This is a genomic window from Microbulbifer variabilis, assembly GCF_052467165.1.
Genome location: NZ_CP174301.1, coordinates 940589 through 966613, shown reverse-complemented (window position 1 = coordinate 966613; position 26025 = coordinate 940589). Strand labels below are relative to the sequence as shown.

20 protein-coding genes are annotated in these 26025 nt (G+C 49.6%); 8 read left to right on the top strand and 12 right to left on the bottom strand.

What is annotated here, in order from left to right:
• Nucleotides 1-252 precede the first annotated feature (252 nt).
• Complete coding sequence (locus ACJJIP_RS04200) at nucleotides 253-1461, bottom strand: BaiN/RdsA family NAD(P)/FAD-dependent oxidoreductase (protein ID WP_020412647.1); 1209 nt, start codon at nucleotides 1459-1461, stop codon at nucleotides 253-255.
• Nucleotides 1462-1498: 37 nt separating this feature from the next.
• Nucleotides 1499-2068, bottom strand: a complete 570-nt coding sequence (dcd, locus tag ACJJIP_RS04195; protein WP_020412646.1) for a dCTP deaminase — start codon at nucleotides 2066-2068, stop codon at nucleotides 1499-1501.
• Nucleotides 2069-2263: 195 nt separating this feature from the next.
• Here dcd and imuA point away from each other — a divergent pair, with 195 nt between their 5' ends.
• The 3 genes from imuA to ACJJIP_RS04180 all read left to right on the top strand — a co-directional run bounded on the left by imuA (nucleotide 2264) and on the right by ACJJIP_RS04180 (nucleotide 7742).
• Nucleotides 2264-2983 (top strand): translesion DNA synthesis-associated protein ImuA, encoded by a 720-nt coding sequence (imuA, locus tag ACJJIP_RS04190; RefSeq protein ID WP_353376046.1) that lies wholly within the window; start codon nucleotides 2264-2266, stop codon nucleotides 2981-2983.
• 22 nt (nucleotides 2984-3005) lie between these two features.
• Nucleotides 3006-4517: a Y-family DNA polymerase gene (locus ACJJIP_RS04185; RefSeq protein WP_353376045.1), complete on the top strand. Its 1512-nt coding sequence runs from the start codon at nucleotides 3006-3008 to the stop codon at nucleotides 4515-4517.
• Between the two features lie 102 nt (nucleotides 4518-4619).
• Entirely contained in the window at nucleotides 4620-7742 is a 3123-nt protein-coding gene (locus ACJJIP_RS04180) for an error-prone DNA polymerase (RefSeq protein ID WP_444946276.1), read from the top strand.
• A gap of 128 nt (nucleotides 7743-7870) precedes the next feature.
• On the opposite strand, the gene ACJJIP_RS04175 is transcribed toward ACJJIP_RS04180, so the two are convergent.
• Both ACJJIP_RS04175 and ACJJIP_RS04170 read right to left on the bottom strand, forming a co-directional pair.
• A complete protein-coding gene (locus ACJJIP_RS04175) occupies nucleotides 7871-9310 on the bottom strand; it encodes an O-antigen ligase family protein (RefSeq protein ID WP_444946275.1) in 1440 nt (479 codons plus the stop codon).
• A 131-nt stretch (nucleotides 9311-9441) separates the two neighbouring features.
• Nucleotides 9442-9876 (bottom strand): pilin, encoded by a 435-nt coding sequence (locus ACJJIP_RS04170; RefSeq protein WP_444946274.1) that lies wholly within the window; start codon nucleotides 9874-9876, stop codon nucleotides 9442-9444.
• Between the two features lie 389 nt (nucleotides 9877-10265).
• On the opposite strand from ACJJIP_RS04170, the gene pilB reads away from it, so the two are divergent.
• The 5 genes from pilB (at nucleotide 10266) to yacG (ending at nucleotide 15315) form a co-directional block, all read left to right on the top strand.
• Complete coding sequence (gene pilB / locus ACJJIP_RS04165; protein ID WP_020412639.1) at nucleotides 10266-11978, top strand: type IV-A pilus assembly ATPase PilB; 1713 nt, start codon at nucleotides 10266-10268, stop codon at nucleotides 11976-11978.
• Nucleotides 11979-12242: 264 nt separating this feature from the next.
• Complete coding sequence (locus ACJJIP_RS04160; RefSeq protein ID WP_020412638.1) at nucleotides 12243-13457, top strand: type II secretion system F family protein; 1215 nt, start codon at nucleotides 12243-12245, stop codon at nucleotides 13455-13457.
• A gap of 11 nt (nucleotides 13458-13468) precedes the next feature.
• A complete protein-coding gene (locus ACJJIP_RS04155; RefSeq protein ID WP_444946273.1) occupies nucleotides 13469-14353 on the top strand; it encodes a prepilin peptidase in 885 nt (294 codons plus the stop codon).
• A gap of 112 nt (nucleotides 14354-14465) precedes the next feature.
• Nucleotides 14466-15074 carry a dephospho-CoA kinase gene (coaE, locus tag ACJJIP_RS04150; protein ID WP_444946272.1) on the top strand — a complete coding sequence of 203 codons (609 nt, stop codon included), beginning with the start codon at nucleotides 14466-14468 and terminating at the stop codon, nucleotides 15072-15074.
• A 22-nt stretch (nucleotides 15075-15096) separates the two neighbouring features.
• Entirely contained in the window at nucleotides 15097-15315 is a 219-nt protein-coding gene (gene yacG / locus ACJJIP_RS04145; protein ID WP_020412635.1) for a DNA gyrase inhibitor YacG, read from the top strand.
• Between the two features lie 42 nt (nucleotides 15316-15357).
• On the opposite strand, the gene mutT is transcribed toward yacG, so the two are convergent.
• From mutT to ACJJIP_RS04105, 8 genes are all read right to left on the bottom strand, one after another.
• Nucleotides 15358-15762 (bottom strand): 8-oxo-dGTP diphosphatase MutT, encoded by a 405-nt coding sequence (mutT, locus tag ACJJIP_RS04140; protein WP_353376037.1) that lies wholly within the window; start codon nucleotides 15760-15762, stop codon nucleotides 15358-15360.
• A 10-nt stretch (nucleotides 15763-15772) separates the two neighbouring features.
• Nucleotides 15773-16975, bottom strand: coding sequence for a bifunctional glutamate N-acetyltransferase/amino-acid acetyltransferase ArgJ (gene argJ, locus ACJJIP_RS04135; RefSeq protein ID WP_444946271.1), 1203 nt, complete (start codon nucleotides 16973-16975; stop codon nucleotides 15773-15775).
• Nucleotides 16976-17209: 234 nt separating this feature from the next.
• Nucleotides 17210-19954 carry a preprotein translocase subunit SecA gene (gene secA, locus ACJJIP_RS04130; protein ID WP_444946270.1) on the bottom strand — a complete coding sequence of 915 codons (2745 nt, stop codon included), beginning with the start codon at nucleotides 19952-19954 and terminating at the stop codon, nucleotides 17210-17212.
• Nucleotides 19955-20117: 163 nt separating this feature from the next.
• Nucleotides 20118-21053: a M23 family metallopeptidase gene (locus tag ACJJIP_RS04125; RefSeq protein ID WP_020412631.1), complete on the bottom strand. Its 936-nt coding sequence runs from the start codon at nucleotides 21051-21053 to the stop codon at nucleotides 20118-20120.
• Between the two features lie 191 nt (nucleotides 21054-21244).
• Nucleotides 21245-22156, bottom strand: coding sequence for a UDP-3-O-acyl-N-acetylglucosamine deacetylase (lpxC, locus tag ACJJIP_RS04120; RefSeq protein ID WP_020412630.1), 912 nt, complete (start codon nucleotides 22154-22156; stop codon nucleotides 21245-21247).
• A gap of 392 nt (nucleotides 22157-22548) precedes the next feature.
• Complete coding sequence (ftsZ, locus tag ACJJIP_RS04115; protein ID WP_020412629.1) at nucleotides 22549-23778, bottom strand: cell division protein FtsZ; 1230 nt, start codon at nucleotides 23776-23778, stop codon at nucleotides 22549-22551.
• A gap of 88 nt (nucleotides 23779-23866) precedes the next feature.
• Nucleotides 23867-25102 (bottom strand): cell division protein FtsA, encoded by a 1236-nt coding sequence (gene ftsA, locus ACJJIP_RS04110; protein WP_020412628.1) that lies wholly within the window; start codon nucleotides 25100-25102, stop codon nucleotides 23867-23869.
• A 111-nt stretch (nucleotides 25103-25213) separates the two neighbouring features.
• Complete coding sequence (locus ACJJIP_RS04105) at nucleotides 25214-26023, bottom strand: cell division protein FtsQ/DivIB (protein WP_444946269.1); 810 nt, start codon at nucleotides 26021-26023, stop codon at nucleotides 25214-25216.
• Between the last annotated feature and the right edge of the window lie 2 nt (nucleotides 26024-26025).

The following is a 26025-nucleotide window of genomic DNA, read 5'->3' as shown; positions in this document are numbered from 1 at the left end:
GTCACACGGTCCTAGAGACTGTTGAAGCACAGAGGACACAGAGCTGAACCACTACGTCATTGGGCGTGGAAGCTATACTTTGAAATCTATTTGACAAGCTTCAAGAGACTTGTAAATTTGAATAGGTGACGGCGGCATCAATTCAATAAAAGCTTTTATAAACCAGCGGGTTACAGCCTCTAAATAATTTCAGTCACTTATTCAAAGATTATAGTGCTAGGAGTGTATACTCTTTACTGTTCCCAGACGCCATTAGACAACCTCCCCTGCAGCATGACCTGAAGCCCAAGCCCATTGGAAGTTAAAACCTCCCAACCATCCGGTCACATCAAGCACTTCCCCAATAAAGAAGAGCCCCGCCTGGGTTTTACATTCCATTGTGCGCGAAGAAATCTGTTCAGTATTCACCCCACCCAAGGTAACTTCGGCAGTGCGATACCCCTCGGTGCCCGCGGGTACCAGCTTCCAGATTTGCAGCTTGCTACCCATATCGCGAAGTTCACCGTCCCCAAATTGCTTCAAGGGGCGGCTGGAGAGGTTTTCTCGTTGCAGGAAATACTGCACCAGCTTTTTACTCCAGATCTCGGCCAATACGCTATGTAAATGGCTTTCCGGATTCTGTTGGCGACGCTGCTGTAGCCAGTCAGGCAGACTATGGTTAGGGGCAAGATTAATTACAACTTCCTTGCCTTCACTCCAGTGACTGGAAGCCTGTAAAACTGCTGGGCCGCTCACCCCCCGGTGAGTAAATAGCATTTGCTCTAGGAAACTGCCCTCGCCACAGGAGGCAGAGACTTCAAGAGCACTACCCGGCAGAGTGCTTTGCCGTTCCAGCTGGCGTTTGTGTTGGGTAAAAGGTACCAACGCTGGACGAGTGGGAACCAAGTCCAGGCCAAACTGCCTGGCAATTTCATAGCCAAACCCTGTAGCCCCCATAGTGGGAATCGAAAGACCACCTGTAGCCACTACCAAGGACTCACAGGTAACGGTGCCCAAACTGGTTTTCACCTGATAGCCCGCGGCTTGCGCCTTTATCGTGGATACAGAACAACGAGTGCGAATCTGTGCTTTGGCTGCACGACACTCAGCTAGCAGCAGGTCGACGATATCCTTGGACTTGTTATCGCAGAATAGCTGGCCGAGAGTTTTCTCGTGATAGGGAATCCCATATTTTTCAACCAGTGCAATAAATTCCCACTGGCTATAACGTGCCAAGGCGGATTTACAAAAGTGGGGATTACGACTGTAAAAATTTTCAGCGCTGGTATAGAGATTGGTGAAATTACAGCGACCACCACCGGACATCAGAATTTTTTTACCGACCTTATTCGCATGGTCCAGTACCAGCACACTGCGACCACGCTGCCCAGCTGTGGCAGCACACATTAATCCCGCTGCCCCGGCACCGATAATCAATACATCGACGCACTCAGGCAACTGGCTATTGGATATTTCAGACATGGAAAGATAGCTTATGCAGCTCAATCGCCCTTGGCGATCAGGTCCGGGGCAGGGTTACACCACGCTGCCCCTGGTATTTACCACCTCGATCTGCATAAGACACATCACAGACCTCATCAGATTCGAAAAACAGCATCTGTGCCACGCCTTCGTTGGCATAGATCTTCGCCGGCAGATTAGTAGTATTTGAGAACTCAAGGGTCACGTGCCCTTCCCACTCGGGTTCCAACGGAGTGACATTGACGATAATCCCACAGCGCGCGTAAGTGGATTTACCCAAGCAAATAGTCAGCACCGAGCGGGGAATACGGAAATACTCCACCGTACGTGCCAGGGCAAAGGAATTCGGCGGAATAATACAGTACTCACCTTCGACATCGACAAAGCTGTTCTCATCGAATGTCTTGGGATCCACGGTAGCAGAGTGCACATTGGTGAAGATCTTAAATTCACGGGCACAGCGCACATCATAACCATAACTAGAAGTGCCATAGGAGATGAGTCTGTCGCCATCATTGCCATGACGTACCTGGCCCGGCTCAAAAGGCTCAATCATGCCGTGCTGCTCAGCCATCCGGCGAATCCACTTATCGGACTTGATACTCACTCCGTCCCCCTAAAAAGAATAATCAGTACTCAACAAAAGAGGCGGAATCATAGCCGGTTTAGGCTGTGCAAAAAAGTGCCGATCAACCCCTCCCTCTCTTGTTGCCCTTAATCATTTACTGTATAAATTAACAGTAATACTGTACAAGCATACAGCTCTTTGCCAGCTTCAGGTTGGTAGGAGGGCCTGAATGGAGTGGCGGAATCCGTGAATAGCGCAGAAAACTTCTTTCAAAACAAGCAGTTAAAGCATCAGTCTGAGCGCCGAAATCTAGAGCAGATACTGGCGAGAACGGACATTTGGCAGGCAGCCAATGAGCAGCGGCGCCCTCTCAGCGGTATCCCCACTGGTTTCAGAAGCCTGGATGCCGTTCTCAGAGGCCACGGTTGGCCTCGCAATGCCACTACTGAACTTCTGCTCAATCAAACCGGTATTGGCGAAATGACCTTATTACTGCCAACTCTGGCCCAGCTGACTCAAGCAGGACAAATGGTAATACTGGTCAGTCCGCCTTTTATTCCCTACGCTCCGGCACTGGCTCAAAGTGGCATTCAACTGGAAAATTTATTGCTTATACACCCCCGGGGACATAAGGATACTCTCTGGGCGGTGGAGCAATCTCTACAATCCGGAAGCTGTGGTGCCTTATTGAGCTGGCAAGGGAATCATACTTTAGAGGATAAGGAACTGCGGCGTCTGCAACTGGCAGCTCGCAATGGGGAGTGCCTGCACTTTCATTTCCGCCCTATATCTGAATCCCAAAACCCCTCTCCCGCCAGCCTGCGCCTGCAGCTAGGCAGTGATGGGGAACAACTGGCTGTGAATTTATTAAAGCAACGGGGAGGCACTGGCGGCCAGTCTTTGCACTTGGCCCGAGGCGCCAATTTGATTCGTCGTGACAGGCCAATACATTGACCATCGCCCCGAGGTCCAGCTCATGCTTTGGCTTTGCATCCAATTTCCCAAGCTTCCTCTTGAAGCCCTCATCCGCGCCCAGGGTCGAGATACACAGCCAGGCGTTCTCGCCGTGGTCGAGAAGCAACTTGTTGTTCAGAGCAGTAAAACAGCCACTGATCTCGGTATTGAGCCAGGCCTCAGTATCGCTACCGCCTGCGCACTGAGCGCAGACCTTCAACTGTTAGAGCGGGATATACAGAGAGAGCAACTGCAACTCGAACGGCTGGCCCAGTGGGGCTACAGCTTTACCCCAGTCGTCTCCCCCAAGGCTGCCAACACTGTAGAAAACGGAAGCAGTGACCCAGCCTGCTTGAATCTTGAGCTCAGCGGATGCCTGAAAGCGAATGGTGGCCTCAGGGCCTTTCTGGATCAGTTACAGAATGAGCTGGGCCAAATGGGGATTAGCAGTGTTATGGGACTCGGACACAGCCCCAGTGCCGCACGGATGCTAAGCCAACTGAGAGAACATCGCCAGTGGCTGGCAGAAACTCGTGTAGCCCCCAGCCCACAACAGTGGAAACAATGGATTAGTTTTTCCCCGAGCAAGCTACTCGACTGCGACAATAAAACCATTACCAAACTATATGCCTGTGGTATTAAGCGAGTAAGCCAATTGCTTGCCATTCCCCTATCCGAAGTGGGCTCCCGTTTTGGTCGTCATTTTGTAGATTATTTGGCACGTTTAAATGGTAGCCGTCAGGACCCCGTACCCAACTTTAACCCTCCCGCCCGGTTCGATAGCGAATTATTTTTTCCCGATCCACTGGATAACAGTGAACAGTTGCTCTTCCCCGCCGGCCGCCTGATTAGAGAGCTATGCCAGCAGCTACAACGCCGCCAGCTTTATACCCAGCAATTACACTGGCAGCTGGATTATGGGCAGGGAAAAAACAAGGAACTCATCGTGGAAGTCTCACACCCACTGCTAGACCCACAGCGCTTAATAGCGCTTACCAAGCTGCAGTTTGAAAGAGTATCCCTGGAGTGCCCGGTACAAACACTGCGCTTGAGTAGCAAGCAACTACAGCCGTTAGTGGAAGAAGAGTTCGGAGAGGACTTCTTTGATGCAGGCAACCAAGGCGAGCGCAGCTCTCAACTTTTGGACAAACTCAAGGCCCGTCTTGGACACCAAGCGATCTCCGGTATTGCCCTGAAAGAGAGCTACCTTCCCGAGCAGGCCTGGCAGAGCGCCGATAGCTTGCTAATAAAAACCAGCTCAAAGAAAAAAACTCACCAATTGACACCAATAAAAGCACCGCGCCCCTCCTGGTTGCTTCCCCGCCCTACCAAATTACTCAGCCGCAATCAAAAACTATTTCATCATAGTGAATTACAGCTGCTACAGGGCCCTGAACGTATTGATGGCTACTGGTGGCAGCATGGCCGCCATGGACGAGACTACTATATAGCTAAAGACCAGGACGGCAGTCTTTGTTGGATATTCCAGGATCTGACAACTGAAGAGTGGTTTTTACACGGCATATTCTCTTAATTATTGACAATTCATATCTAACAAATTTTCAGAAAAGAAACTTAACCTTTTTAAAAAAAGAAGCTGAACATTCTTCAAGTTTAAATATCAAAGAGCATCAGCATGAGGTACGCAGAACTCTTTTGCCAAAGCAACTTTTCTTTTTTGCAGGGTGCATCACATCCCTGGGAATTGATACAGGAGGCTTACAATCTAGGTTATTCAGCACTAGCAATAACTGATGAGTGCTCCCTCTCCGGTATAGTTCGCGCTTATAAGGAACTTGAAAACATCAATCTTTCCCAAGAGAATTCAAAAGACAGAAAAAAACGGGAAACGCCCTTCAAACTTATTTGTGGAAGTTATTTTCGCCTTCAAGATGGCGGAAAGGCCGTTCTACTTGCCCCAAACAAAAGTGCCTATAGTGAACTCTGCCAACTTATCTCCACTTCTCGATTAAGAGCAGAGAAAGGCCAGTATAAAATTTTTCAGGAAGACTTACTTAAAATCTGCAGCGAGACTATTGCAATCTGGTTGCCAGAACCTGAAAAAGTCAGCATACCCGAGCCTATCAAGCAACACTTTGATGGCCGGCTATATATTGCTTACAGCAACCTTTTAAATGCAGATAGTAATAAACTGGCACAGGATCTTGCCCAGCTATCAAAGCAAGAGAACATTCCCCTTGTCGCCACCAATGCCATTTTGATGCACTGTCGCAGCAGAAAGCCCTTACAGGATGTACTCAATGCCAATTTTCACAACTGCACCCTGAATGAACTCGGATACCAACTCCAACAGAATGCTGAGCGCTACTTACGCAGTCTTGAAGATATTGAAAGGCTTTACCCTGAAGAGGCTATCTATAGAACTATAGCTATCGTAGAGCGGTGCAGCTTCTGTCTCAGTGAACTCCGCTATCAATACCCCTCTGAAGTTATCCCAAAAGATAAATCTCCAGCCAGCTATTTACGGGAACTGGTAAAGCTGGGCCGAAAATTTCGCTGGCCTAAAGGACCGGAAGAACGTATTGATATATTGATCGAAAAAGAGCTATCCATGATCGCCGAACTGGAGTATGAGCACTACTTCCTCACAATTTACGATATTGTCCAGTTCGCAAGAGATAAGAATATCCTCTATCAGGGGCGAGGATCTGCCGCTAATTCAGTTGTTTGCTACTGCCTTTTTATTACTGAAATTGACCCACATAAAATCGGCCTTTTGTTTGAACGTTTTATCTCTCGTGAGCGCAATGAGCCACCAGATATCGATGTAGACTTCGAACACGAAAGACGCGAGGAAGTCATCCAGTATATTTACCAAAAATACGGTCGAGACAGGGCCGGTCTTGCCGCCAGTAAGATTACTTACCGTTTTAAAAGTGCCCTTAGGGATATTGGTAAAGCGCTTGGTATAGGTTCTGCCACCATAGAACAACTTATTGCGGAGCGTGCCTGGTGGGACTCACTCGATGAATTCCCAAAACAGATGCAAAAGGTCGGCATAGACCCAAACAGCACCACTGGTAAAAACCTACCTCTGCTATTGCAGCAGATATATGGATTCCCGAGACACCTTTCCCAACACGTAGGAGGCTTCGTTATTACCGAGCAGCCACTTTATCAGCTGGTTCCTATTGAAAATGCTGCAATGGAAGACCGCACCCTGGTGCAGTGGGATAAAGAGGATATTGAAGACTTAAAATTGATGAAGGTAGATGTGCTCGCGTTGGGTATGCTGACCGCCCTGCGCAAATCCCTGAGCTATATTTCCCTCTATGGCCCCAAACTACGTTTGCAGGATATCCCGGCTGAAGATCCGCAAGTGTACGAAATGATATGCCGCGCAGATACCGTCGGGGTTTTTCAAATAGAATCCCGCGCGCAAATGAGTATGTTACCCAGGCTACAACCCTGCAGCTTCTATGAACTCACCATTGAAATCGCCATAGTTCGCCCAGGACCAATCCAGGGTGGCATGGTACACCCCTACCTGAAACGTAAGCAGGGTCTGGAAGCCGTCAGCTACCCCCATGAAAGCTTACGACCAGTATTAGAGCGCACCCTCGGCGTACCGATCTTCCAGGAACAGGTTATCCAGCTCTCCATGGTTGCTGCAGGCTTCAGCGGGGGCGAGGCAGATGAATTGCGCCGCGCTATGGCCAGCTGGGGAAAAAATGGAGATCTCTATAAATTTAAAGACAAGTTGGTTAAAGGTATGCTGGAGAATGGCTATAGGGCTGACTTTGCCGAACAGCTGTTTAACCAAATGAAAGGCTTCGGATCTTATGGCTTCCCCGAGTCACATTCCGCCAGCTTTGCCCTCTTGGCTTATTTTTCTGCCTGGATTAAGTTTCATCACCCAGCTGCTTTTTATTGCGGCCTGCTCAATAGCCAGCCTATGGGGTTTTATGCACCGGCACAGCTTGTTTACGATGCGCAAAGGCATGGAGTAAAGGTGCTGCCTATTGATGTACTTTACAGCTACTGGGATCATCACCTGGAACCTCGAGAGCAATCGAAATTTTTTCATAATAAACCAGACATTATTCACCCATCCCTTCGTTTGGGGATGCGCTTGATTAAGGGCCTGAAGAAAACCGCGGCAAAAGCTATTATCAAGCTTAGGGGAAAGCAAAGGCTGCACTCAATAATTCAGCTTAAACAATGTTACGAACTGGATAATGAACAAATCACCTTTTTGGCAAAAGCCAATGCTTTCCAAAGTTTTGCACAAAATCGTTTTCAAGATAGCTGGCTATCCCTGGGAGATGTACAAGATACTCACCGGGACAATTACCAGACACACTATATAGTAAAAGATGCCACCGATAGCGACTATACCAGCACAGGGCTGAGTTTAAATGAACATCCGATTGCCCAACTGCGTCGGAAGAAGCAATTTGAACACTGTATTCGCGCAAAAGATCTTACCCTTTGTAAAAACGAACAATATATCACTATCGTTGGTATGGTTACCTGCCGACAACGACCGGGAAGTGCCACAGGTATCATTTTTTTAACCTTAGAGGACGAGACAGGAAGCGCCAATATAATTATCCACAAACAGCAACAGGTACTGTATAAAAGAGAGGTTACGCGCGGGAATATTTTAGTGGTAAGCGGGAGGTTACAATTGGTCAAAGACCCTGACAACTTAAACTACCAAACCACTCATCTGATTGGCTATAGGCTTACCTGTCTCAGCTATAAATCCAGCCAGAAAACAAGAAACTTTCACTAAACCCCATTCTTGTGTACATGAGCATTCATGTCTGTATGATTATGTTCTGGGCAAGCACTCAACACTTAAATGAATAATTCACCAAGATTACATGCTGCCGATAAAATAAGACTAACTAAAGTTAGATCCTAGTAGTCCGACAAAATCAGTGGTGCTCCATTCCCCCAAAATCTTGGGCCGCGGACTTGATCCTGTTGTCCCGCCTGCTGAACAAGGTATTTTCCTGCAAGCTCTACAAACACAATTAAGCAAATAGCGCACAAGAATCGCAGAGCAACGCTGACCGACTGATTTACTCTCAGAACTTTATGGCCTTCTAGATTAGCCCCTCCTAAGAGCAGCCCCATAAACAAAAAGAACAGTACCTGAGGTGCAGGCATCACAAAAACCCCACTGAAAAGGGAATAAAAAGATGCCGCACACAAGGCATAAAGTAAGGCTGCCTGAATATCTTTTTTTGTACCATCGCCATCACCCTTAAGCTGCTGATAAGAAGTCCAACACACCCAAAGTATGGCAGCCACCGCCGAAAGCGTAGCAATAGCCCCCCATTCATATAAAAACTGCAGAATGCTATTATGGGGATGCCCAAAAAAATAAACAAAGTCACGGAATGTGTAAGCGCCCACCCCATTACCGAAAAAGATATTCAAAGTTGAAAGTTTGCTTAACAACTCCCACCAAATAGCTAGGCGTCCGGAGGTACTGGTACGGAAAATATGACCCACACTACCCAGCCATTCCAAAATCAGGAAGTACGCCATATAAGCAAAAGCGCATACAATCAAACCATATAGAATTTGACGGCGCCAAGGCTTGAGAAAAACAAACGACAGCAACCCAGTTACAATAATCGACAACAGCAACCCTCTGGCACCGCTAGCAAAGGCCAACAAAAAATTAGCAAATAAGAATAAATACGCCAGACTATAAAACTTTGTTCTTGAAGCAAATATCAGCAGAAGCGGAATAATAAAAATCTGCACCTGATTAAAAAAACGGATATTACCAAAAGAAGAAAATATCATTCCCGCACGCAATGACTCACTTACAAAAACTTCAAACCCAAAATCAAGTAGGCCTTTAAAGACTACCATTCCATGGATGAGCAAATAAATACCCAAAAGCCTTTGAGTTAGACCTGCCTTGGCGATATAAATGCCAACAAAAAAAACCGAGGGCAACATCAACCAGTGGAGCCCCTCTAAAATAGAATGGTATTTATTATCAGAAAAGACTGCGGAGCCAAATATAAAAAAGCAGGAAGCCAGCCAGGGCAGAACCAACCCTCTAAGATTGAGATTCTTGGTGACTCCAACCCTGTACTCTCTAAAAAAAAATAATAGAGTCACGACCCCTATCAATACTATCTGCACAAACCTCTTAAAATTGTAATAACCCGAACCGAGATCCAGTATCAACAGATGGAGAGGATTAATGGTTAGAAAAAACCATAATGAACAAATGGCAATACAAAACCAACCATATTTACTCTCACGATAGAAATCAGTTCCATGCAAGGTAGAACCTGAATCACGAGCAGGTAATATTTTATAAAGCTGTGCCATTATTATTTTTAATGCTATCTGCTATTGCAGAGTAGCCAAGAGCAATAAATTTAGCATTAATAGTAATTTTAAATAAAAATGGGCCACCAAAGTGGCCCATCTTCAATAAAGCAGTCAATCTTTACTGTGTATTAAGATGCATTGCGGCACTCAGAGGGAACGTATTTATGATTATCCGCTTTAACACCGCCGCAGGCCCAAGCTACATTACTAGAACCTGCAGTGGAACTGGGGGTAAGTGTTAAGGCAACACTGTTTGCGGCACTGCCCATAGTTATCGTGATTGCGCCTGATGCATCAACACACTCTAACTTTTCTACATTAGCTGTTCCGCCCGTGAAGGTACGCACACCCGAGCAAAGGTTACCGCCCGTTGTTACACCTCCAGCATTAGCTATATTCTCAGAAACTGTTGCTTTAGCGGCAGATGCCAAGCCGAGGCCTTCAGAAACACGTGCACGCACAGTGTAATCCTGGTAAGCCGGCAGTGCTACCGCCGCCAAAATACCAATGATCGCTACTACGATCATCAATTCAATCAGTGTAAAACCCTGTTGCTTTTTCATTGTAACCGTCTCCATACAGACTTTTAAATAAGGTGAATCCCGTGAGGAAGTCCCGGAACAAGATACAAGGACTGTGCCAAGTTTGGCAAGCTGTAAGGAGAATTAAGAGTTGTCAGTGAGTAACCCATCACTTCCCACTAGATAGTGCGTAGTGCTATAGCATTACCGCTGACAGCAGCTGCCCAGTTATGACAAAATTTGTCATCTTCTGTATGTGTATGTACTTATCAAGGCCTTGCATGATATTCATAGTGATGTTTGGCTCGCGCCCGGTAATTCGCTATATTTTACCTTCCTTCTTTTTATACGCCTGGGTTTACACAGGGCGGGCTATAAACAGGCCCATTCTCAATACTTGGCCCAAGGTAATTTTAGCGGCAGCGTAATCAATGACAACTTCCTCCCTTAGCGGCCTGGCCAAACGTCTGGTCGCAGATCAGGTTCTCGACGAATCGACGGCAACCTCTGCCATAAAAGCCGCGCGCAGGGAAAACCAGACCTTTGCCCAGCATGCCGTGGAGGCCAAGCTGGTCAAGAGCCGCGAGCTGGCCAATATCGCCTCCCAGGCCTTTGGTACCCCCTTGTTTGACCTGGGTGGCTATAACTTCGACCTGATCCCCAAGGATGTTGTCGATGAGAAATTAATCAGCAAGCACTTCGCACTGCCTCTATACAAACGCGGCAATCGCCTGTTTATCGCCGTGGCAGACCCCACCAACCTGGCCGGCCTGGATGAGATAAACTTCAATACCGGCCTAAGCACCGACGCGGTATTGGTTGAGGCGGATAAACTGGCCAAGGCCATTGAAAACTATCTGTCCGACAGCGGTGATATGGGTGCCGGCCTGGAGGGTATGGACGATGAAGAGCTGGATGCTCTGGATGTTGGTGGAGATGAGAAAAGCGAGGCCGATGATAACGACCCCGGCGGAGATGAGGCCCCTGTTGTGCGTTTTGTCAACAAGGTACTGCTCGACGCAATACGATCGGGTGCTTCAGATATCCATTTCGAACCCTATGAAAAATCCTACCGGGTCCGGTTCCGTACTGATGGCGTACTCCACGAGGTAGCCAAACCTCCTATCCAGCTCGCACCCCGCCTCTCAGCCCGCCTGAAAGTAATGTCCAAAATGGATATTTCCGAGCGGCGTATTCCACAGGATGGCCGTATCAAAATGAAGCTGTCCAAAACCAAGGCGATCGATTTCCGGGTTAACAGTTTGCCTACGCTTTGGGGAGAAAAAATCGTTCTGCGTATTCTGGACCCCTCTTCTGCCAAACTGGGAATTGATGCGCTCGGCTATGAAGATGAGCAAAAGCAAATCTATATGGACGCCCTGGCCCAGCCTCAGGGAATGATCTTAGTAACCGGCCCCACAGGTTCAGGGAAGACCGTGTCCCTTTATACTGGCCTTAACATCCTAAATACCGCAGAGCGCAATATATCCACGGCGGAAGATCCAGTGGAGATTAATCTGGAGGGCATCAACCAGGTCAATGTACACCCCAAGGTAGGGCTTAACTTTGCCGAGGCATTGCGATCTTTCCTAAGGCAAGACCCAGATATTGTTATGGTGGGGGAGATTCGGGACTTGGAAACCGCGGAAATTGCAATCAAGGCTGCGCAAACCGGTCATTTGGTGCTCTCCACGCTACATACCAACTCAGCTCCTGAAACCTTGACACGCCTCATGAACATGGGGGTTCCCACTTTTAACATCGCCACTTCTGTCAGTGTAATTATTGCACAGCGATTGGCACGACGTCTGTGTAATGAGTGCAAGAAACCGGTGACATTGCCATCAGAGGTCTTGGAGGCGGAAGGTTTCGCTACGGTTACAATTCCTAAAAGTGAGTGGGCGATTTTCCAGCCCGTTGGTTGCGAGCATTGCTCCAAGGGCTACAAAGGACGCGTTGGCGTGTATGAAGTGGTTCGCATCACCGATGGCATCTCCAGAATTATAATGGAGGGCGGCAATTCGATTCAGATTGCGGACCAGGCCCGCGAAGAGGGCTTTAATAATCTGAGGATATCGGCACTGCGCAAAGTTGTGATGGGGGTCACCAGCCTGGAAGAGGCAAACAGGGTGACCAAAGATTAGTCCTTTACGACTAGTGAAAACCTATTTGTCCTAAACAGCACAGCTCTGGAACCTGAATTTTATTTTGATCAAAATTAGTTCCAGTACCCGAGAATTAGCATCTATTTTCGAAAGAGACATTAGAGCAAGTTAATTAACATACACTACTTCAACTTTTCGGATCTTCGCCTAGTTGAAGCTCTACACTCACTCAAAATAGAGTTAAGAAGTACAAGAAATTTCAGGTTTTTCTGAGATAAGAGATAAAAAGCAGGAAAAGCAAATATGGCCAACGCTACAGCAGTTGCATACATCTACAAAGGAGTGGATAGTAAAGGGGCCAAGGTTCAAGGGGAAATAAATGGCACCAGCCCCGCACTGGTAAAAGCCCAATTACGCAAACAAGGTATTATAGCGAACCGGGTACAAAAAAAACCAAAGCCCCTGTTTGGCGCTGGCAAAAAGAAAGTAAAGCCTGCAGATATCGCTCTATTCACCCGGCAGATGGCCACTATGATGAAGGCCGGGGTTCCATTGGTGCAAAGCTTTGAAATCGTTGCCGATGGCCTGGATAACCAGGGGGTCAAAGAGCTTATTTTCAAACTCCGTGATGATGTGGCTTCGGGCACTGCATTTGCGGAGGCACTGCGTAAACACCCACTCTACTTTGACGATCTTTTTTGTAACTTGGTAGCCTCTGGTGAGCAATCCGGTGCACTGGAAACTATGCTGGATAGGATTGCTACTTACAAAGAGAAGACGGAATCGCTAAAAGCAAAGATCAAGAAGGCGATGACTTACCCCATTGCGGTAATGGTGGTAGCGATTGTAGTCACCTCAATTCTATTGATTAAAGTTGTACCTCAATTTGCAGAGACTTTTTCCAGCTTTGGGGCAGATCTTCCCGCCTTTACCCAGCTGGTAGTAGGCATGTCCGAATGGATGCAAGCCAATTGGTTTTTTGCGCTGCTCGCTGTAGTAATCAGCATCGGTGGCACTATCGAAGCCAAAAAGCGCAACAGAAAAGTGGCTGAGTTCTTCGACCGCCTAATATTGAAATTGCCCATTCTGGGAACAATCACCTATAACTCCATTTCGGCACGTTTTGCGCGTACCCTATCTACTACCTTTGCTGCCGGTGTCCCTCTTATTGATGCCTTAAAGTCTGTGGCTGGTGCTACGGGTAATAGCCTCTATGAGGAGGCAACGCTTAAGATCAGAGACTCTGTAGCTACTGGTATCCCCCTCAATGCGGCACTTCGCTCCTCTGGCCTATATCCGACCATGCTGGTACAAATGGCAGCCATTGGTGAGGAGTCCGGAGCTCTGGACGATATGCTGGGAAAGGCTGCCGACTATTACGAGGAGGCTGTCGACAATATGGTGGACAACCTTACAACTCTTATGGAACCAATGATCATGGCAGTTTTGGGTATTCTGGTTGGCGGCTTGATGATTGCCATGTATCTTCCTATCTTCCAGTTAGGTCAAGTAGTATAAGAAAGAATACGATGCTCGAAACGTTAGCTTCATACCCAGCGCTGCTCCTAAGCAGCGCTTTTATTTTGGGCCTACTTATAGGCAGTTTCCTCAATGTCGTTATTCTGCGCCTGCCAGTAATGATGGAGCGCGAATACAAGCGGGATTTTTACAGCTACTTTGACACAAAGCCTGACAAAGCCGAGCAAGAGGAGCTGAATAAACCGTTCAATCTGGTGTTGCCCCACTCCCATTGCCCCAAGTGCAAAACCGAAATCAAACCCTGGCAGAATGTACCGATAATCAGTTTCTTATTTCTACGCGGTAAATGCGGCTCCTGTGGCACAGCGATTTCCAGACGCTACCCCACGGTGGAACTGATCACAGGGATTCTCACCGCAGTAGTTGTGTGGCAACTGGGCTTTACCTGGCAGGCACTGGCTGGCTGTGTGTTTACCTGGGTTTTGATCGCTCTCACCGGCATAGACTTTGATAAACAGCTACTGCCTGACAACCTTACCCTGCCGTTACTCTGGGGGGGACTGTTCATCAACCTGTGGGGGGTATTTGCCCCCCTGCAAGACGCCGTGATCGGTGCAATTGCTGGCTACCTGTCACTGTGGCTTGTATTCCATATCTTTAAGCTGGTCACCGGCAAAGAGGGTATGGGAGCTGGGGATTTCAAGATACTCGCCGCTATCGGGGCATGGTTTGGCTGGCAGATATTACCATTGGTGGTAGTACTCTCTGCCGCAGTAGGCGCTATTGCAGGTATTGCTTGGAGCCTGGCCAAAGGGCGAGACCATAGACTACCAATCGCCTTTGGCCCCTATTTGGCTGGAGCGGGCTGGATTGCCATGTTATGGGGAGATCAGATCATCGGTTGGTATTTGAACTTTTCGGGGCTCGCAAACTGAAAACTCTTCTCAGTTAGCTCTAGCAGAGTAAGTGATTTAACATAAACCCGGCCCGGCATTGGCCGGGTTTCTTGTTTATAACCCCAGTTTTTTAGTTCAAGGAGGCAACATATTGTTCCAGGTAGGCTTAACTGGTGGTATTGGCAGTGGAAAATCTGCCGCCGCTGAGTGCTTTCGTGAGCTGGGCATCCATGTGGTAGATGCGGACTGGGCTGCCAGGGTAGTCGTACAGCCCGGCAAGCCGGCACTAGAGAAAATTGCCCAGCATTTCGGCGCTGGGATTTTACTTGAGAATGGCGAACTGAACCGAGCGCAGCTGCGCAGCCTGATTTTTGAGGATACTGAAGAGAGAGCCTGGCTGGAGGGCCTGCTACATCCTCTGATACGGGAGGAGATCCTCAGCTCCCTGGAACAAAGCCCAAGCCAGTATGCGATACTGGAATCGCCCCTTTTAATTGAATCCGGCCAGTACCAGCTGGTGGACAGGATTTGTGTGGTGGATCTGCCAGAGAACTTGCAGGTAGAAAGGGCCACTGCAAGGGATAACAATCACGAAGAGCAGATTCGCAAAATCATGGCGGCACAACTGGGCAGACAGGAACGACTGGATAAAGCCGATGATGTGCTGGACAATTCTGCCGGCCTGGCGGAGCTGCGCGGCCAAGTTGAATTACTGCATCAAAAGTACTTACAAATGGCGGCCACCACTAAACACAACTGAATTAGTAATACTCCAAGTTAATATGTCCAAAAGTAAAGAAACCCCAACCTTAAGCTGCCCCACCTGTAAAAAGCCTGTGGAGTGGAATGATAAGTTTCCATTTAAGCCTTTTTGCAGTGAACGCTGTAAGCTGATTGACTTGGGCGAATGGGCCAGCGAAGGGCATAAGATTCCAGGTGAATCTATTTATGATGACGTTCTAAGTGACGACCTGGACCCGACCAAGCAGCGCCGCAACTAAGTTTTGGGCCTAACTGGCCCGAGCTGATTTATTTGCTGACCTTTAAGAGAATGGCGCAGCGGTTTTAATCGCCTCAATAATCGCCTGGTTGGCATCGGGAAACTGAAAGTTATCCAACTCCTGAACGGCTACCCAGGCAGTCTCTTGCCCTTCCTGACCCATAGCCTCCCCGGTAAACGCCGTTACCTGCCAGGTATCCAGCAAGACTGTTTTTTCTGGATATTCGTGGCGAATTTCCACCAGAGGAACCAGTTCAGTTATCTCGATTGCCACTTCCTCACGCAGCTCGCGGGAGAGCGCCTGCTGCACACTCTCCCCTTCCTCCACCTTGCCACCGGGAAACTCCCAGCGCCCGCCCATATGCAAGTGGTCCGGGCGGCGGGCAATCAGGATTTTGCCATCATCACGAGATACAACCCCAACAGCAACATGAATAACACTGGTCACTACAACTTCCTCAGGTACGGTACTCGGCGTTGATGGTGACATACTCGTGGGAGAAGTCACAGGTCCAGACATGCTCACTACAGTTGCCACGGCCCAATTCTATTCGAATAGTAAATTCAGGCTTGGAAAATACCTGTTCACCCTGCTCTTCAAGATAATTTACTGAGCGCCCTCCGGCTTCCACCACCTGTACCTGATCCAGGTATATATTGACCTTGGTGGTATCCAGGCTTCCCGGGATTGCATTACCAATCGCCATCACCAGGCGCCCCCAATTGGGATCTGAGGCATAGAGCGCGGTTTTTACCAGGGGGGATTCGCCAACTTCAAAAGCAACACGCAATGCCTCTGCGCTACTCGCAGCACCCTCCACCTGTACAGTGACAAACTTGGTTGCACCTTCACCGTCTTTAACAACCGCCTTCGCCAGCTCTATATGCAGCTGGGTAATGGCCCCCATCAGCGCGGAATAAGCCCGATCTTCGCTGTTTTCAATCTGGCTGCCAGTCGCTCCTGTAGCAATAAGCACACAGGCATCATTAGTTGAGGTATCCCCATCCACACTGACCCTGTTAAAAGAAGCATTCACCGCTTCCTTAACCATCTTATCAAGCAGTGGCTGCGCAACATGCGCATCTGTAGCGACATAAGCCAACATAGTCGCCATATTTGGCTGGATCATGCCGGAGCCTTTGGCGATACCGACGACAGTAATCTCTTCGCCACCAATCTCCAGGGTTCGGCTCGCTGTTTTTGGGTGAGTGTCCGTGGTCATAATGGCCTTCGCAGCACCGTCCCATCCACTATCTGACAGCTGCTCGGCAGCACGGGGAATCGCATCCAGCAAACGCTGGAGCGGCAGATGTTCACCAATCACACCAGTACTGAATGGCAACACTTGCTCAGCACGCATATTGATCGCCCTGGCCACAGCCTCACAGCAGGCCTGGGCATCACTAAGCCCTCGACTCCCGGTGGCCGCATTGGCATTGCCCGCATTGATCAGCAAAGCGCGCACGTTTCCTTTGGAAATATGTTCCTTCGCCACAACCACAGGCGCTGCGCAGAAAGAGTTCTGGGTAAAAGTGGCTGAAACCGAGGCCTCTTTAGAGATTTCGATCAAAAGCAAATCGTCACGCTGCCAGTCCTTTATTCGGGCTGGAACACTGGCGAGGCGGACCCCTTTAACTGGGGGGAGTAATGGGCTAGACATAACAGTAAGACTTTTGCGCCAACTGGGAGCAAGCGCTCTCGGAGGCCAGTAGTGATTAAAAGAGCGTCATTATTAAAGCGTAACGAAGATTGGGCAAGATAAATTCAGGGCTTAATGCGGATTAAAAGTATCTAGCCGCAGAATATTTTGAAAAGAGATAAAAAAGACCCCACTCATGGCGGGGTCTTTGCGGGCTAAATGCCTCTATCTACGCGCTAAAACTCGTCCAAGACGTTAGCTTTGCGGAGAGGAAGCCAGCTTGCCGTGGCACTGCTTGTATTTCTTACCGGAACCACAGGGGCAAGGATCGTTACGGCCTACTTTTGGCCCGCGACGCTCAGGCACAGACGCTGCCTGTGGCTGTGGTTCGCTCTCGGGCAAGGCGGAAGCCGCGGCATGCTGCAAGTCCAGTTGTTGCTTGCGCTGCTCTTCCAGGCGCTGCTGCTCCAATTCATCCATTTGCTCGCGGGTCATCGGCTCTACATGGGCGAGGATTCGCACCACTTCGTGCTTGAGGTTTTCCAGCATGCTCTGGAACAGGTGGAAGGACTCACGCTTGAATTCCTGCTTGGGGTTCTTGTTGGCATACGCACGCAGACCGATGCCAGCCCTCAGGTGGTCCATGCTGGAGAGGTGCTCTTTCCACAGCTGGTCCAGCACCTGTAACATAATCTGACGCTCGACTGTCGGCATCAAATTTTCATCACCAGAGGATTCACTGATACGCGTGACCTTGGTTGCATAGGCTTCCTGGGCTGAAGCAATCACTTTCTCACGCAAGCTCTCCTCATGCAGAGTACGGTCTTCATCCAGCCACTGCTGTACCGGCAACTCGATACCCAGCTCCCCCGCCAGCTGTTTCTCCAGTGCAGGAATATCCCACTGCTCTTCAACACTCTGCGGGGGCACCGAGGCAGAAATGATTTCATTGACAACATCTTCACGAATCGCACCAATGGTGTCACTAATCTGGTCCGCCTCCAGCAACTCATTACGCTGACTGTAAATGACCTGGCGCTGGTCATTGGCCACATCATCGTATTCCAGCAACTGCTTGCGGATATCGAAGTTGCGACCTTCAACGCGACGCTGGGCCTTTTCGATAGCGTTGGAAACCATGCGATGCTCAATAGCCTCACCGCGCTCCATACCCAGCATCTGCATAAAGTTTTTCACCCGGTCAGAGGCGAAAATACGCATCAGATTATCTTCAAGAGACAGGTAGAAACGGGTTACACCCGGGTCACCTTGACGCCCGGCACGACCGCGCAACTGGTTATCGATACGACGGGATTCATGGCGCTCGGTACCGATAATATGTAAGCCACCGGCTTCGATTACCTGGTCATGACGCTTCTGCCAATTTTCTTTTACTGCAGCAATCTCATTCTCTGCCAGCTCACGGCCCTTCTCTTTAGCCTGTTCCGCAGCTTCGGCTTCCCAGTTCCCCCCCAGGACAATATCAGTACCACGACCGGCCATATTTGTGGCAATCGTAACTGTACCAGGGCGGCCAGCCTGGGCAATAATCTGCGCTTCGCGCTCATGGTATTTTGCGTTCAGGACCTGGTGCTGGATACCGGCCTTTTGCAGCATGCGGGACATTTCTTCAGAGGTTTCGATAGACGCTGTACCGACAAGGATCGGCGCCTGCTTTTCACGGCAGAACTTCACATCCTCAATGATCGCATCCATCTTCTCTTCTTTGCTCAGGTAGACCAAATCGTTGAGGTCTTCCCGCTGGATATCTTTGTTGGTAGGGATTACTACCACATCCAGACCGTAAATCTGCTGGAATTCGAAGGCTTCGGTATCGGCAGTACCGGTCATACCGGAAAGCTTTGGATAAAAGCGGAATAAATTCTGGAAAGTTGTAGAGGCCAGAGTTTGGCTCTCACTTTGGATCTGAACGTTTTCCTTCGCTTCCAACGCCTGGTGTAAACCTTCAGACAAACGACGGCCTGGCATGGTACGGCCAGTATGCTCATCAATCAGCACCACCTGGCCATTCTGCACGATGTAATCCACATCTTTATTAAACAGTACATGCGCACGCAGAGCCGCGTGAACATGATGCAGCAAACCCAGGTTACCGGGCGCATAGAGGGACTGATCTTCTTTCATCAGGCCACTGCGGGACAGTAACTCTTCGATCAGCAAATGGCCCTGTTCAGTCAACTCTACCTGGCGAGTCTTCTCGTCTACCGTGTAGTGACCTTCCCCCCCCTCTTCCGCACGCTCAAGCTGAGGAACCAGCTTGTTCATGGCCATATAAAGATGGGAGGAATCCTCCGCGGCACCGGAGATAATCAGCGGCGTACGCGCCTCGTCGATGAGGATCGAGTCTACCTCGTCGACAATCGCAAAGTTTTGCGGGCGCTGGGTGCGATCCTCTTTACGCAACACCATATTGTCACGCAGGTAATCGAATCCGAATTCATTATTGGTGCCGTAAGTAATGTCAGCCTGATATGCAGCTTTCTTATCATCCGGGTGCTGCTGGGAGACAATGACACCCACGCTCATGCCCAGGAATTCGAAGACAGGGCGCATCCAGTTGGCATCCCGGGATGCCAGGTAGTCGTTTACCGTAACAATATGCACACCCTTGCCTTCCAGTGCATTCAGGTAAGCTGGCAGGGTCGCTACCAGTGTCTTACCTTCACCGGTACGCATCTCTGCGATACGGCCTTCATGGAGAGTCATACCACCAATCATCTGCACATCAAAATGACGCATACTCAAGGTGCGACGGCCGGCCTCACGCACCGCAGCGAAAGCCTCCGGTAACAGCTGGTCCAGTGTTTCCCCATCCGCTATGCGCTTTTTAAATTCATCTGTTTTGGCGCGAAGGGCCGTGTCATCAAGCTTCTGGAAATCCTCTTCCAATGCATTGATCTTTTCCACGATCCGTCGCATACGCTTCAGCTCGCGGTCATTTTTTGAACCAAAGACCGATTTAATCAGTTTGCCAATCATTATCTAGAAACCACTTATCTTATGTGCGCTGTCGGCGCCAATTCTGGGCAGATTGTTGCACCGACACTCCTTTATGCGTGGGGTGCAAGTAAACAGGAAGGCGCAACCGCTGGCAACTCTTATGCCAAGCTGCCGGCAATTACGCGTAAAGGAAGAATAGTTGTTATCTGCCTGTGCGGCGGATGTAGCTGGCCGGGTCGACCGTGCGATTATTCTTAAAGATTTCGAAGTGAACATGTGGGCCGGTAGAGCGACCGCTAGAGCCCATCTGGGCAATAACCTGCCCTTTTTTTACCACATCACCGAGGCCAACCTTAAGCTCGCTATTATGGCCATAGCGGGTTGAATAACCATTGCCGTGATTTATTTCTACCAACTGGCCATAGCCATGGCGCTCATCTGCCCAAGTCACCACACCAGCAGCGACGGAAACCACATCGGAGCCCATCTTGCCAGCAAAATCAACACCCTTATGCCAAGTACGGCGCCCAGTGAATGGGTCGGTACGATACCCATAACGGGAAGACATCCAACCCTTGGTGATCGGACGTCCGGCAATAAACTGCTCGTCCTCAAGCTTCAGGTTGGCCATCAGGGACTCAAGGGTATTGAGCTGCATCTGGCGATCGTCAACCTGATGCGACAGATCACCAATGACATCGATAAATTCAGGGGGCTGATAGGGAAGTTCAGAAGCGCCAGCAATGCCCGGATCTTCAGGTCCACCTATAGCAGGCGCCGCGCTGAACTCGAACTCACCTTCATCGAGATTGGCGGCCGCAGTGAGTCGCTCACCGAGGGCATCCAGGCGGGTAAGGCGGGCCTGCAGCTCAGCCAGCTTCACCGTTAAGGCCACCAGCTGTTCACGTGCCTCCTGATCAGCCTCCGCAATCTCTTCCTGCTGCTTGCGCAGAGCGCGCTCCCAAGCTTTAGCAGTGCGCGCATCAAACAGGTCTGTTTTAGCCACAGGCAGGTTTGCACCGAGAAAAAAAGCACCTACCGGAAGGCCGAGCAGGCACAAGCTCAGTAGAGCTTTGCTCAGGCCACCGAAATTGAAACTGCGGGTTGCACCGCGCTCATTGACCAGGATTACTTTCATAGTAAGCGGAAGAAGTTCGACATATTCTAATTTTGATCACCACTGATATGAGACGTTATCTGTACGCTACACCTCATGCCAATCATCTGGCGACTTCAATTAACCCAAGGATACCAGAATTGCCAATAGCTTCTCTGTGAATCAGGCACGTAAAAAAGCCGGCAATGTCGTGCCGGCTTTTCGCGAGAGGATCATACTGCCAGTATTGGCTTTATGTAGGAGATAGGAGCCTCCTGCTCACCCTCAAAGGTCACCATTTCCCAGGCATCCTTCTGGGTCATCAGGTGGCGTAGGGACTTATTATTCAATGAGTGGCCAGATTTGAATGCCTTGAACTCACCAATCAGGCTGGTGCCCAACAGGTACAGATCACCAATAGCATCGAGAATTTTGTGTTTCACAAATTCGTCTTCGTATCGTAACCCACCCTCATTCAGAATACGGTACTGGTCGATCACAATAGCATTATCCACTGATCCACCCTGGACCAATCCTTTGGAACGCAGGTATTCAATTTCGTGCATAAAACCAAAAGTGCGTGCCCGGCTCACTTCTTTAACAAAAGAAGTGCTGGAAAAATCTACAGAAGACGTCAGGTTACGCCCCTGGAATACCGGGTGATCAAAGTCGATCGTAAAGGACACTTTGAAGCCGTCAAATGGCAGAAAGCTGGCAACTTTGTCGCCCTCTTCAACTGTAATTGGCTTCTTGATACGCAGGAATTTCTTCGGCGCGGACTGCTCCTGAATACCTGCGGACTGAATCAGAAATACAAACGGGCCTGCACTACCATCCATAATCGGCACTTCCTGGGCAGACAACTCAACAACCGCATTATCGATGCCGAGTCCAGCCATGGCCGAGAGAAGGTGCTCAACGGTAGCAATACGTACATCACCCTTTACCAGGGTAGTGGAAAGGAGGGTATCCCCAACATTCTCTGCACGGGCCTCTATTTCAACCACCGGGTCCAAGTCGGTTCTACGGAACACGATGCCGGTGTCTACGGGCGCTGGTTTAAGGGTTAGGACAACCTTTTTACCAGTGTGCAGACCTACGCCAGTGGCGCGAATAGCATTCTTAAGCGTGCGCTGTTTGATCATGAAACTATCTTTTCCCAGTCGGTGGTCTACGCCTAATGCGCAGCAAGCCGCCGATATTAGCATAATTGCGACGCCAATACCAATTATGAGGGGGTGGTCACTACAACATCCGCCACCTACCTTAAAGGATAGCTCAAGCAAAGATTGGAGCGCCACATCCTAGTCGCTAAGACAGCATTCTAAGATCTCAAACTCCATGAGCACTGTAAAAAATTGTTAATTATCTTATTTTTTTCGACCTGCCAGTCTAAAAGATTCCCAAGGAAGCCTTATTTAAAAAACTGCTTACACTAAAATCCGAGCAAACTCAGGGTGAGCCGCACCACAGAAGCGACACCCGATCCGGGAATCGGGCGGACATGAGCGGTGTACTGCCACTGTGGTGCCGACACTTAATCTGCCTGGCGGCGGAGGAAGGCTGGAATATCCAGGTACTCCATATCCGCATCAGCAGGATTCAGTGCAGGTGCTGGTCGCTTGGGACGCTCAACCTCTACACGGGGGCGAGGGTCAGTAGCTTCACGGGACACCAGACCAGCTGCGCCATGGCTCTCTCGCATATCGCGGGACTCACGAGGCTCACGCACCTCTCGCGCATCTGCGCGGCGAGCGTTGTCCACCACCTTAGCAGGGCGAACTGCCGGGGTACCCTCCCCCAAACCTGCTGCCACAACGGTTACTCGCATCTCGTCTCCGAGCTTGTCATCCACCGCGGTGCCGATCACAACAGTAGCTTCGTCGGAAGCGATTTCCTGAACAATCTCACCAACCTCTGAGTACTCACCCAGAGTCAGCTCCTGACAGCCGGCTTCTTCGCTGCCGGTAATAATATTCACCAGGATACCGCGGGCACCGGACAGGTTCACGTTATCCAGTAATGGGCTGCGCACAGCTTTTTCCGCTGCCTCTCGGGCACGGTTTTCACCGATAGCGGAACCGGAGCCCATCATCGCCATGCCCATCTCAGACATAACTGTGCGCACATCGGCAAAGTCCACGTTCATAATACCGGGGCGGATCATCAGATCAGCAATACCCTGTACCGCACCAAGTAAAACATTGTCAGCCTCTTTGTAGGCAGACTTCATAGTGATCTTACTGCCCAATACTTCCAGCAAGCGATCATTAGGGATGGTAATCAGTGAGTCGACTTTATCGCGCAGTTCAAGAATACCTTCCTCGGCAACTACAGTGCGCTTACGCCCTTCAATTTTAAAGGGGCGGGTAACAACTGCGACGGTGAGAATACCTAATTCTTTTGCAATTTCAGCAACAATTGGGGCACCACCAGTACCAGTACCACCGCCCATACCTGCGGTGATAAATACCATATCTGCACCTGTCAGAACCTCAGCGATGCGATCGCGATCTTCCAGTGCTGACTGACGGCCAATATCGGGATTGGCTCCAGCACCCAAGCCGCGGGTAATGGTGTTGCCAAGCTGCAGGATTGTTTGCGCCTGAATATCTTTCAGTGCTTGGGCGTCAGTGTTTGCGCAGATAAAGTCCACACCCTCCACGTCGTTGGCCATCATATGCTTAACAGCATTGCCGCCACCGCCGCCGACCCCTATTACCTTGATGACAGGTTTATCCTGTACGCTATCAACTAGCTCGAACATCGCTGTTCCCCTTTCTTGCTCATGTCGAATTTTACAGCCACGCCTAAAAAAAATCCCTTATGGGACGGCTAATTCTGGTTGCACGCTATTACAAATTACCGCGAAACCAGTGCTTTACTTTATCCCACCACGGATTATCGTTACGCGCAGGCTGCATTCTGCCCTCTGCAGCCTCTTCCTGCTGCATCGCATACATCAATAATCCAACTCCAGTGGAGTAAATTGGATTGCTCACAATATCAGTCAATCCAGAAATTCCCTGAGGTACTGCAAGCCTCACCGGCATATGAAAAATTTCCTCAGCCAGCTCAACTGCACCCTCCATTTTTGAAGAGCCTCCAGTCAAAACTACACCTGCTGCGCACAGGTCCTCAAAACCACTGCGACGTAATTCTGCTTGAACCAAAGTAAACAGTTCGTCGTAACGCGGTTCAACGACTTCAGCCAACGCCTGCCGAGACAAATCCCTGGGCGCTCTATCCCCAACGCTCGGCACCTTGATGGTCTCACCTTCCCGCGCAAGCTTTGCCAGGGCGCAGGCATATTTAATTTTCAGATCTTCTGCATGCGGTGTCGGAGTACGTAAGGCCATAGCAATATCATTGGTGACCTGATCTCCCGCAATGGGAATGACACCCGTATGGCGAATCGAGCCACCGGTAAAGACTGCAATATCAGTGGTGCCACCACCGATATCCACCATGCACACTCCCAGCTCTTTTTCATCTTCAGTCAGTACGGCATAACTGGAGGCCAATTGCTCCAAAATGACATCCTCAACCTCAAGGCCACAGCGACGGATACATTTCTCAATATTTTGAGCCGCATTAACAGCACCGCTGACAAGATGTACTTTCGCTTCCAGTCGCACGCCAGACATACCCAGCGGCTCCTTCACTCCTTCCTGGTTATCAATCAGGTACTCCTGAGGCAGTGTATGTAGAATTTTCTGGTCAGCAGGAATAGCCACTGCCCGAGCCGCATCAATTACCCTATCGAGATCCTGCTGGGTTACTTCCCGGTCTTTAATGGCAACAATACCGTGGGAATTGAGACTGCGAATATGGCTGCCGGCAATCCCGGCATAAACTGAGTGAATCTCGCAACCAGCCATTAACTCTGCTTCTTCTACTGCGCGTTGAATGGACTGCACCGTTGACTCAATATTGACTACTACACCCTTTTTCATTCCGGTGGAACGGTGGGAGCCTATACCGACAATATTTAGTTCACCATTCGCCGAGACCTCACCGACAATGGCGACTACTTTAGATGTGCCGATATCCAGTCCTACAATCATGCGCTGATCGGATACTTGTGTCATTTTTGTTCCAACCTCGCTCGGCTGCGTCCAGGGTCTGTTTATTCATTCCACCTGGATACAAGCCTCGCCTTTAAACTTTACTTTCAACAGCAGCTCTCGCTGCATCCCTGTTTACTTTTCTTCGTTCTTCCACTGAACCGCAACCGCGTTACCATAACGGGTATCCACCCCCGCTATCTTATGTAAATGCGGCGCGAGCAAGCCACGACTCAGGAAAAGGAAGCGGTTAACCCGCTCCAGTAACGCATCATGCCCGAGTTTTAATTCAATTCCCGACACTAACTCCAGGTGCCAGCCGCCAAGGTCATCAAATGACAAGCGTTTTACTTCCATATCCCGCGTAGTTAAAAGACCCGCGAGAGCCTGGTATTGAGACATAATTTGTCCAACCAGCTCTTCGTCCCCAGCAAGTTCAGGTAATGCACCGAGACGCATATGCGCTGGGCGCGGTAGTAAAGCTCCACTAGCTACCAGTAAGTGCGCTTTACCCCAAACTGCTAATGGCTGAGCCTCTGCCACCTCAACCACAACACCCTTAGGCCAATGACGGCTAATCGACACCGAAGTAATCCAGGGATTGGCCATTATCGCAGAGCGCATCGCCCGAATATCTGCGGAAAAAAAACCAGCCTGGAGATAGGGCAACAAAATTTCTTTTAATTGCTCCTCAGGCACCGCATTAAAAGTGCCTCGAACCTCAACCTGCTCCAGTGTATCCACTTCACTCAGCTGGATTGCTGGTAGGCGCTGCCATAACCACAATCCTCCACTGCCAAGCCCAATAACCAAGCCTGCCACCAGTAATAACAGCAACCAGGGACGCCAGTTAATTCTGCCTGTGCTGCCGTCGCCCCCCATGGGGCTAGCTCCGCGAATAGGCTTATCTTTCTTTCGCGTTAGCTTTTTTTTTGCAGACTTCACCG